The sequence below is a fragment of the Hydrogenophaga sp. FW305-3-2-15-A-LB1 genome (assembly GCF_058787875.1).
Genome location: NZ_JBYTAE010000132.1, coordinates 1 through 8,763, shown reverse-complemented (window position 1 = coordinate 8,763; position 8,763 = coordinate 1). Strand labels below are relative to the sequence as shown.

Genomic DNA, 8,763 nt, shown 5'->3' with positions numbered 1-8,763 from the left:
CCTTCTTCTCTCCATGAACCACCTCCGGTTTCATCTTCCACCTTAACAAGGTGTCTGTGAAACCGGCAGCAGCCCAGGCGAAGAAAACGGCGGCAGTGGTGTTGCCGGTCGCTGAACCTCCAACACAACCTGCTTCGCGTTCACCTGTAGGTCGACTGGGCTCCTTCAACCATCGGGCTTTTGCAGAGTATCGCGAACGTCTGGGAATTACTCAGGTGGAAATGGGGCGCCTCGTCAACGCCTCATCGCTTTCGGTATGGAAGTGGGAGACGGCAAAGGCGCAACCTCGCGCTGCCGCGCTCTCAAGAATTCAAACTGCGATGAAGCTCGGCAAGCGAGCCGCTCTGGCGAAAGCAAGGCCCGCACTTTAAGGCTTGGCATCCGAGTCCACCTGCTACCCCCGCGACAAGAGATTCAGCGCCGTCCCCACGACGTTTGCCGACGCGCCGGCAAACAGCAGTCCTGCCCCACACATCTCTGCAAAGAATAGCGGTTTTGTCTCTCGTCAGGCGGCTCCGGTGTCATGGCTCGGGCTCATCAAGCACGTACCCCATACCACGGACTGTTCTCAACAGCTTCGCGTCGAATTCATCGTCGATTTTTGACCTTAACCGGCCCACTGCCACCACTATCACGTTGCTTTCGCAGTCGAAGTTGATGTCCCACATGAGCGAAGCAATCAAGGACCGAGGCAACACTTCCCCACGACGTCTCATAAACAGCTCGAGAAGCCCGAACTCCTTAGTGGTCAGGTCCAGCAAACGACCAGACCTCGATGCCTTTCTACGTACTAGGTCCAACTGCAAGTCGGCCACTTGAAGTGTGGTGGACTCTTGGGACTGGGTACCTCTGCGGAGAACAGTCTTGATGCGTGCCAAGAGCTCCGAAAACGAAAACGGCTTCGCCAGGTAGTCATCAGCGCCCAATTCAAGGCCCTTTACGCGGTCCTCAATACTGTCCCTGGCAGTCAGGTACAGCACGGGCAGGTGAGGCTTCTTTCGCCGCAAAGAGCGAAGGACCGACCAGCCATCGATTCCGGGCAAGTTCACATCCAAGAGCACGAGATCGTAGTCACCCTCAGTAGCCTCAATCAAACCATCGATGCCATCACGCACCAATTCAGTGTAGTAGCCGGCCTCTCTCAAACCCTGCTTTAGGTACTCGCCCGATTGGACTTCATCTTCCACTATGAGTATCTTCATATTGCAACTGTCTCCAAGGGCGACAGTTTGGCATTTCGAGGGCGCAGAACCCGGAAGTGACGAACATGTAATTCCGCTGACAGAGGGCGGTCCCCCGCAGGGACAAACAGGAGCCAAACTCGAGGCTGCTTCCGCAGCGGCCGCTCGGGTGCACCGCTACCTATCGCCATTCGAGGACTTCACGCGACCGCGATGACTCTCTCCACCAATTGAAGCACTCAGGCGTCCGCAACTCCTCGAATGTCCAGCATGACGAGACCCTGCTCAACTGGAAGACAGAGCGCGACTGCAGAACAACTAGAGCGAAGAAGTACCGCACTGGCCGCAGAACTTGGCGCCTGTTTCCAAAGTGGTGCCACACTGCCTGCACGACTTCGGAGCGAGCGATGTCCCACAGTTCTGGCAGAAGCGCGCCGTTGCCCCGTTGGAGCCCCTGCAGCTAGGGCATGCAAGCACTTGGGGACGGGACGCTGCAGATTCGTAGTTCCCCAAGCGATCTCCTTCGCAGGATGTCGGCCTGTGCCCATAGTTGTGGTCGCTCTTGCCTCTGTGGTGACTACCGCCAAGAAGGGTTTTCAACAATCCCATTTGTATTCTCACTCGAAGAGCCGTCACATCCCCAAAGATGAACGTTCGGCAAAGCCAGTAGCGGTGCCAAGCAAGCTTGGCCACCTTGGTACGACGGTCAATGGTGGCGTTTCAGTCGTACCTCCGCCGTACAAAAGTCTACGCACCGCGCATGCTGCGTCCGCGACTTTTCGATTACGTTTCTTTCATGTTTCGACCTGCCCTTCAACTAAAGGATCTTTGACATGCCGCGACAAAGAAATCTGTACAGCCGTCAGGACTCCATCGTCACTACTTATAGGCTCGAAGGACAAGCCGAAGTTGAGCGGCGAACGCCGTTCACTCGTTTTTGAAATTTACTGCTGCGCTCATGGTCCGGACTAGCCTCAGGACCACGAGCGACGCATCATGTTGGTTGGGTCGAAGAAGGATGCAGGGAGGATGAAGCCAACTCATCTTCAGCTTCGTCTTCTTCTCGCCTATACACCAGCCGATATAGGACCGGCAACACCAGCAACGTCAGCGCAGTTGATGACAAGATGCCTCCAATCACCACTGTTGCCAGGGGGCGCTGAACCTCTGCACCTGTGCCGGTTGCGATGGCCATGGGGACGAAGCCAAGCGAAGCCACCAAGGCTGTCATCAGCACTGGACGAAGCCGCGTCAAAGCGCCTTCGAAAATCGCGTCATCTAGTCTCGCGCCACTCTCCCGAAGGTTTCGGATAAACGAAATCATCACCAGCCCGTTCAGCACGGCCACGCCAGACAACGCGATAAACCCGACTGCGGCTGAGATAGATAGGGGAATATCCCTCAGCCAAAGCGCGAGGATGCCGCCCGTAAGCGCAAAGGGAATTCCGGTAAACACGATGAGTCCGTCTCGCACGTTGCCGAACATGGCGAATAGCAGAACGAACACCAGGAGAAGTGCTACTGGGACCACGATTTGCAAGCGCTTCGTCGCAGACTGAAGATTCTCGAACTGTCCACCCCACGTGGTCCAGTACCCAGTGGGAATGACCACCTTCTCCTTCAGGGCGGCTCCAGCCTCCTCCACGAACGAGCCCAAGTCGCGCCCACGCACATTGGTGCTCACGACGATTCTTCGCTTTCCGTCCTCTCGGCTGACCTGGTTAGGCCCCGGTGCCAAATCAAGTGTCGCCAGCTCTGAAAGCGGGATAAAGCTCACACGAGTGCTTCCGTCCGCCTGTGTGGCCGCCGGGAGCGTTACCGGGAGACGACGGATCGATTCCAGGTCCCCTCGCATTCTCTCTGGCAGTCTTACAACGATGTCAAATCGCCGGTCTCCCTCAAAGAGTGTTCCAGCATTGCGACCACCAATAGCAGTGGCGATAGTGTCTTGAATGTCTCCCACGTTGACGCCATAACGTGCCGCCTTGCTTCTGTCGATGTTGATGGAGAGCATGGGTAGGCCGGTGGTTTGCTCGACGTTCACCTCGCTAGCCCCACTGATAGATCCAAGAACTTCTGCGATTTCCTGGGCCGTTTTGTTCAGCACATCCATGTCATCGCCGAACACTTTGACTGCCACGTCCGCACGCACACCCGAAATCAGCTCGTTGAAGCGAAGTTGAATCGGCTGCGAGAACTCGTAGTTGTTGCCCGGGAGTTTGCTCACCCGCTCTTGAACAGCTTCAACGAGCTCCTGGCGTGTCCGCTTAGGACTTGGCCACTGGTCTTGAGGCTTCAGCATCACATAAGCGTCGGAGATGTTCGGAGGCATGAGGTCTGACGCAATCTCGGCAGTACCTGTACGGGCGAACACACGCTCAATTTCAGGAAACTCTGACACCAATGTGCGCTCAAGTTGCTGCTGCATCTGAACAGACTGAGACAAACTCGTACCCGGAATTCGCAACGCCTGGATAGCGAAGTCACCCTCGTTGAGGCTGGGTATGAACTCACTGCCCAAGCGAGTTGCCAAAAGTCCCGACAGCACAACGGCCACAGCTGCAGCGGTCAGAACAACGGCCCTCGCGCCCATGGCACGTTTGAGCAACGGGTGGTAGGCGCGACGAGCCCAGCCCATGAGACGATTTTCCTTCTCGCCGACGTTGTTGCCGATAAACATGGCGACAGCTGCAGGAATAAACGTGATTGAGAGAATCATGGCACCCAACAGTGCGATTACGACTGTCAGAGCCATCGGATGGAACATCTTCCCTTCCACGCCTGTAAGGGCGAAGATGGGTAGATAGACGACCATGATGATGAGCTGGCCGTAGAGCAGTGGCCTGCGAGCCTCCTGAGATGCGGCAAACACCTCATGGAATCGCTCCGCCTTTGTCAGCGGACGTCCATAGCGCTCTTGCGCATGCGCTAGGCGACGAATGCAGTTTTCCACAATCACCACGGCGCCATCGACGATGATGCCGAAGTCAAGCGCTCCCAGACTCATCAAGTTGGCGCTCACCTTCTGATTCACCATCCCGGTGAAGGTGAAGAGCATCGAGAGCGGAATGACCAGCGCAGTCAGCAACGCAGCTCGGATGTTGCCCAAGAAAAGGAACAACACCGCGATGACGAGCACGGCACCTTCAAACAAGTTCTTCTTGACCGTGGAGATTGCCTTGTCCACTAGAACTGTTCGGTCGTAAACAGTAATCGCGTGTACGCCCTCTGGAAGATTCTGATTGATCTCCTCCATCTTCTTCGCAACAGCTTGGGCGACAGTTCGGCTGTTCTCGCCCAGTAGCATGAACACCGTGCCCAGCACGACTTCGCGACCGTTGTCCGTGGCTGCGCCGGTTCTCAAGTCCTGGCCAATTTCGACCTCAGCAACGTCGCGGATTCGAACCGGAGTTCCACTGTTGTTCGCCAAAACGACATTGCGGAGATCCTCAAGGCTGCCGACTTGGCCTGGAGCCCGAATCAGATACTGCTCGCCACGTCTCTCGATATAGCCGGCGCCCACATTGGCGTTGTTTCGCTCAAGAGCTTGAACGACATCCGGCAACGTCAGCCCGTAGGCCAACAAGCGCTCAGGTATCGGAGCGACCTGGAACTGTCTCTCAAAGCCGCCGATAGAGTTAATCTCAGTCACACCCGGCACATTGCGGAGTTGCGGTTTGATGATCCAATCCTGAATCACACGAAGGTCGGTCGGCGTATACGGTTTGCCGTCCGCATTCTTCGCTCCTTCTTCAGCCTCCACCGTCCAGAGGAAGATTTCACCCAAGCCGCTGGATATTGGCCCGACAGCTGGGTGGACGCCCTCTGGCAGAGAGCTGACCGCACCCTGCATTCTCTCGTTCACCAACTGGCGCGCGAAGTAGATGTCGGTGCCGTCCTTAAAGACCACGGTGACCTGAGATATGCCATAGCGCGAGATGGACCGCGTTTGTTGAAGGCCAGGCAGCCCGGCCATGACGGTCTCAATCGGGAACGTGACGCGCTGCTCTGTCTCAAGAGGCGAGTAGCCAGGTGCAGCCGTGTTGATTTGCACTTGGACATTGGTGATGTCCGGCACAGCGTCAATGGACAACCGTTGGAAGTTGTAAACGCCGAGCCCAACCATTCCGAGCACGGCCAACATAACCAGCCATCGTTGTTCGATGGCGAAGCGGATGATGCGTTCAAACATAGTGGGCGGCCTTTAGTGCGCGTGCGTCGCCGAGCTCTTGCCCTGCTCAGACTTGACGACGAAGCTGCCGTCTGCGGCATAGGACTCACCAGCCTTCAGGCCATCCAGAATCTCAACCCGCTGACCATCAGTGCGCCCGACACGCACAGCCTTCGCGACAAAGCCGCCTTCAACCTTGGTAAAGACTGAAGTCTTGTCTTCCACGGTTTGAAGCGCGTTAGCATCGACTGTTATCGCCGATGCCTTGTCATTGTCATTCGTAAGCACCTCGACGGTTACGAAGAGCCCAGGCCGCCAAGCGCCCTGCGGGTTGCTCAGTTCAACACGAGCAGGTGCCGTTCGAGTTTGAGCACCAATCAGCGAGCCAACAAACGCAATCTTTCCATCCGCAACAACATCTGCGGCGTCAGCTTTTACTCGTACACGCTCCCCGACTCGAACCTTAGCAAGGTCACTTGCACCCACGCTCATCTCAGCCCACACTGTTGAAAGGTCGGACAAGGTGAACACGTTTGCGTCCTCTCGTACGGCCTCGCCGATAGCGATGTGCTTTTCCACGACCATCGCATCGAACGGTGCCCGCAGCTCAACTCGACCTAGAGCACCGGAGCCTGCTGATGCCCCAAGTGTTCGCAACTTCTGAGTGGCATTTGCCACTGCAATCTCTGCCTCACGCAAGGCTTGTCGGGCTTGCAGGACATCCTGTTCCGGCGAAATCTTCTGCTGCCAAAGTGTGTTTTCGCGTTCGTATGTCGTCTGTGCAAGTTCACGACGCTTCGTTGCCGCTTGGAGTTCAGACCGAACCTCCGAAACGGCAGAACTTGAAATCACCGCCAAGACTTGGCCGCGAGACACCTTCTGCCCGAGATTTGCGCTCACACTCTCAACGACACCCGCTGCTCGCGGAACGATGTGCGCGGTTCGGTCTTCGTTAAATCGAATCTCTCCAGGGAGCTGCAGCGTGGTACGAATCACAGCAGCACCACTTTGCTTAATCACGATACCGGCTGCCTTTACCTGCTCGTCCGTCAGAGCCACCTTTTCCTCATCCTCTTTGTGCCCCTCTTCGCTTGCGCCGGACGGTGACTTGCTCTGCTCGGCAGCGGTGCTGGAGCCAGTTTCCTTGGCTCCTGCTTTGCTAGCACCCCCTTCGACGTGTGAGCTTTCTTCTTCATGACCATGGCCATCGCTTTCGCCGTGGCTCTCTCCGCCTCGCAGGATTAGGGCTCCTCCGACCGCACCCAGCACCAAGATGATGGCGATGATGATGAGCTGCTTTTTCTCAGGTCTTGCATTTATAGGTGATTTGGTGGCCATGGCAGATTCAGTTGAGGGTGTTGTTTCCAAGGAGCCGAGCGACATCTGCTGCCGCTCGATGAGACTCGCCTAGCGAGCGCAGGTACTGGGACCGAGCCTGTAGCAAAGTCCGTTGCGCATCGAGAACGTCGAGGTATTCGAACTTTCCGAGCTCAAAACCTTGCGCGGCTGCGTCGAAGGCGAGCTGTGCACTGGGAAGGATTTCCGCACTGACGGCGGCCACCTCTTGTGAGGCGATTTCCATTCGCTGCCTTGCAATCGCGAGATCCGCTCGCAACCGCAACTCAAGTGCCCTCGCGTCATCTTCCGACTTGTCCCTCAGTCGCAGCGACTGGATGATGTTTCCGCGATTGGTGTCAAACACGGGCAGTGGAATCGAAACCCCAACGATGGCCGTCGAGCGACCGTCCTGCTGAGAACGCTGCATGCCGAGGCTTACGGCTATATCTGGCTTCCTCTTTGCCTGTTCAAGGTCCGCAAGTGCTGACAGTCGGCTGGTCTCAAGTCGAGCTTGTCGCATCGTCGGTGAGTTCTCCACGCGAGCCTGCAGAACGTCGATTGGAGGGAGGGTCGGAAGAAGCAAAGCGTTTCCGTCCAACGTGTCGAAAGGCACCCCACCAGCCAACAGCGCACGCAACTCTTGAAGCTTCGCCGCCAGCTCACCTTGCGCCTGGACAAGCTCGAGACGTACGTTGGCCTCTGCGACCTTCGAGCGCGTCTCCTCCAGAGGAGACACCTTCCCAGCCTGGACGCGCTTGGACGCAGCCTGGCTGCCAGAGCGAGCGATGTTCAGAGACTCTTGCGCCAACCTCACACGCTCTTGCGATAGAAGCGCAGATAGGAATGCGGCTGTGACGTCTGCCTTCAATTGAGCTTCAGTCGCCTCGCTCTTAACGCGAATTGCTTCCAGTGCGCGCTCCGCCGCAGCAACTCTCGCTGAGCGTTTGCCTCCAAGCTCCAGAGGCTGGCTCAAGGTGACTGTTGTGCTACGCATACCGGAGCGGAGGTCCTCCACCTCCAGGTCAAGCGACGGGTTTTGATAGACCCCCGCCTGCGTGAGCGCACCTTGAGCAGCATCTATCTCGCGTCTGGCAGCGGATAACGTAGGGCTGTTGTCGATGGCGGCCTGCAGTGCCGCACCCAAAGTCAGCGGCTGAGACGCTTGCTTGGAGGACGCTACTCCTATTGATGGGGCACTACTGGGAGCGACTTGCTGTGCGTTCGCTCCAAATCCGACGAGCATCGCAAGCCCCAGGGCAAGCGACATGGGTTTCCTGGTCATTTGGCTTCTCCCGTTGACCTAAATATCAATGAACGAATCGAGGCAGCACGGCAGTGCTCTGCTATTTGCACAAGCGGATGACGCAAAGTCGTGGTGGCCATCAGATGGAATCTCGGTCCTAGCGCTCAACTGGCTTAAAGCTGCTCAAGCGGTGAGGTACCGCCTCTTCGGAACAAGTTTTTTTCGACAGCTCAGCCTTGAAATGGTCTGAGCACGTCGCTTGGCCAAGAAGAGCTGTTACCGGCGATAAAGCTGGTTTCCAGCCACGTAAACGCGGTAGTCCTTGGCAACGAAACCCGAAGGAGCAAACTGCTTCAGGCTCCAAGACCGACCATCAAGGCCGCTGAAGGTCCAAGCAAACGTCTTCCCGCCCGCACCCTGAAACAAAATGGTTTCGCCATATGTGACACTGGCGGACTTCGTGGACATCACATCTACCACGCGTGCGTTCTTTGCTTCCACAGCAAGTTGTCCATAAGGGGACTCGCCACTACGAAGCGTGTCTGCCGAAGCAGCAGATGTCAGAAGAGCAGACGATGCAAGGGTTAACGCCGTAAGCACGACTTGAAGTGTTTTCATCGGGGCCTTAGAGTCGGTCGGGACAGGAGCCAAAGTTCTCTTTTGGCACTGACGGAACTGTAAAACTGCCATCTCCACAGTTCGAAAACCGGTAAATGACAAATCAGTCATATTGGGGTGCACCGGCGACCGAAGGTAAGCGTCCAGCCATCCCATCTTGAATCTGCGATAGGAGCATAGGACGCTCGTGTCCACCTTCAACATTTTTGGTG

Annotated in this window: 6 protein-coding genes; all 6 read right to left on the bottom strand. The window is 56.6% G+C overall.

Annotation, left to right across the window (positions count from 1 at the left end; translation table 11 throughout):
* Nucleotides 1-521: 521 nt before the first annotated feature.
* Nucleotides 522-1,202 (bottom strand): heavy metal response regulator transcription factor, encoded by a 681-nt coding sequence (locus AC3WPZ_RS26685; RefSeq protein ID WP_492442381.1) that lies wholly within the window; start codon nt 1,200-1,202, stop codon nt 522-524.
* A 297-nt stretch (nt 1,203-1,499) separates the two neighbouring features.
* Nucleotides 1,500-1,790: a double zinc ribbon domain-containing protein gene (locus AC3WPZ_RS26680; protein ID WP_492442379.1), complete on the bottom strand. Its 291-nt coding sequence runs from the start codon at nt 1,788-1,790 to the stop codon at nt 1,500-1,502.
* 385 nt (nt 1,791-2,175) lie between these two features.
* The gene (locus AC3WPZ_RS26675; protein ID WP_492442377.1) at nt 2,176-5,373 is read right to left on the bottom strand and encodes a CusA/CzcA family heavy metal efflux RND transporter; all 3,198 of its coding nucleotides are present in this window, start codon (nt 5,371-5,373) and stop codon (nt 2,176-2,178) included.
* A gap of 12 nt (nt 5,374-5,385) precedes the next feature.
* Complete coding sequence (locus tag AC3WPZ_RS26670; protein WP_492442375.1) at nt 5,386-6,690, bottom strand: efflux RND transporter periplasmic adaptor subunit; 1,305 nt, start codon at nt 6,688-6,690, stop codon at nt 5,386-5,388.
* 7 nt (nt 6,691-6,697) lie between these two features.
* On the bottom strand, nt 6,698-7,957 hold the full coding sequence (locus AC3WPZ_RS26665) for a TolC family protein (protein WP_492442373.1): 1,260 nt from the start codon (nt 7,955-7,957) through the stop codon (nt 6,698-6,700).
* Between the two features lie 252 nt (nt 7,958-8,209).
* On the bottom strand, nt 8,210-8,763 hold a 554-nt coding region (locus AC3WPZ_RS26660; protein WP_492442371.1), incomplete at its 5' end, for a CzcE family metal-binding protein.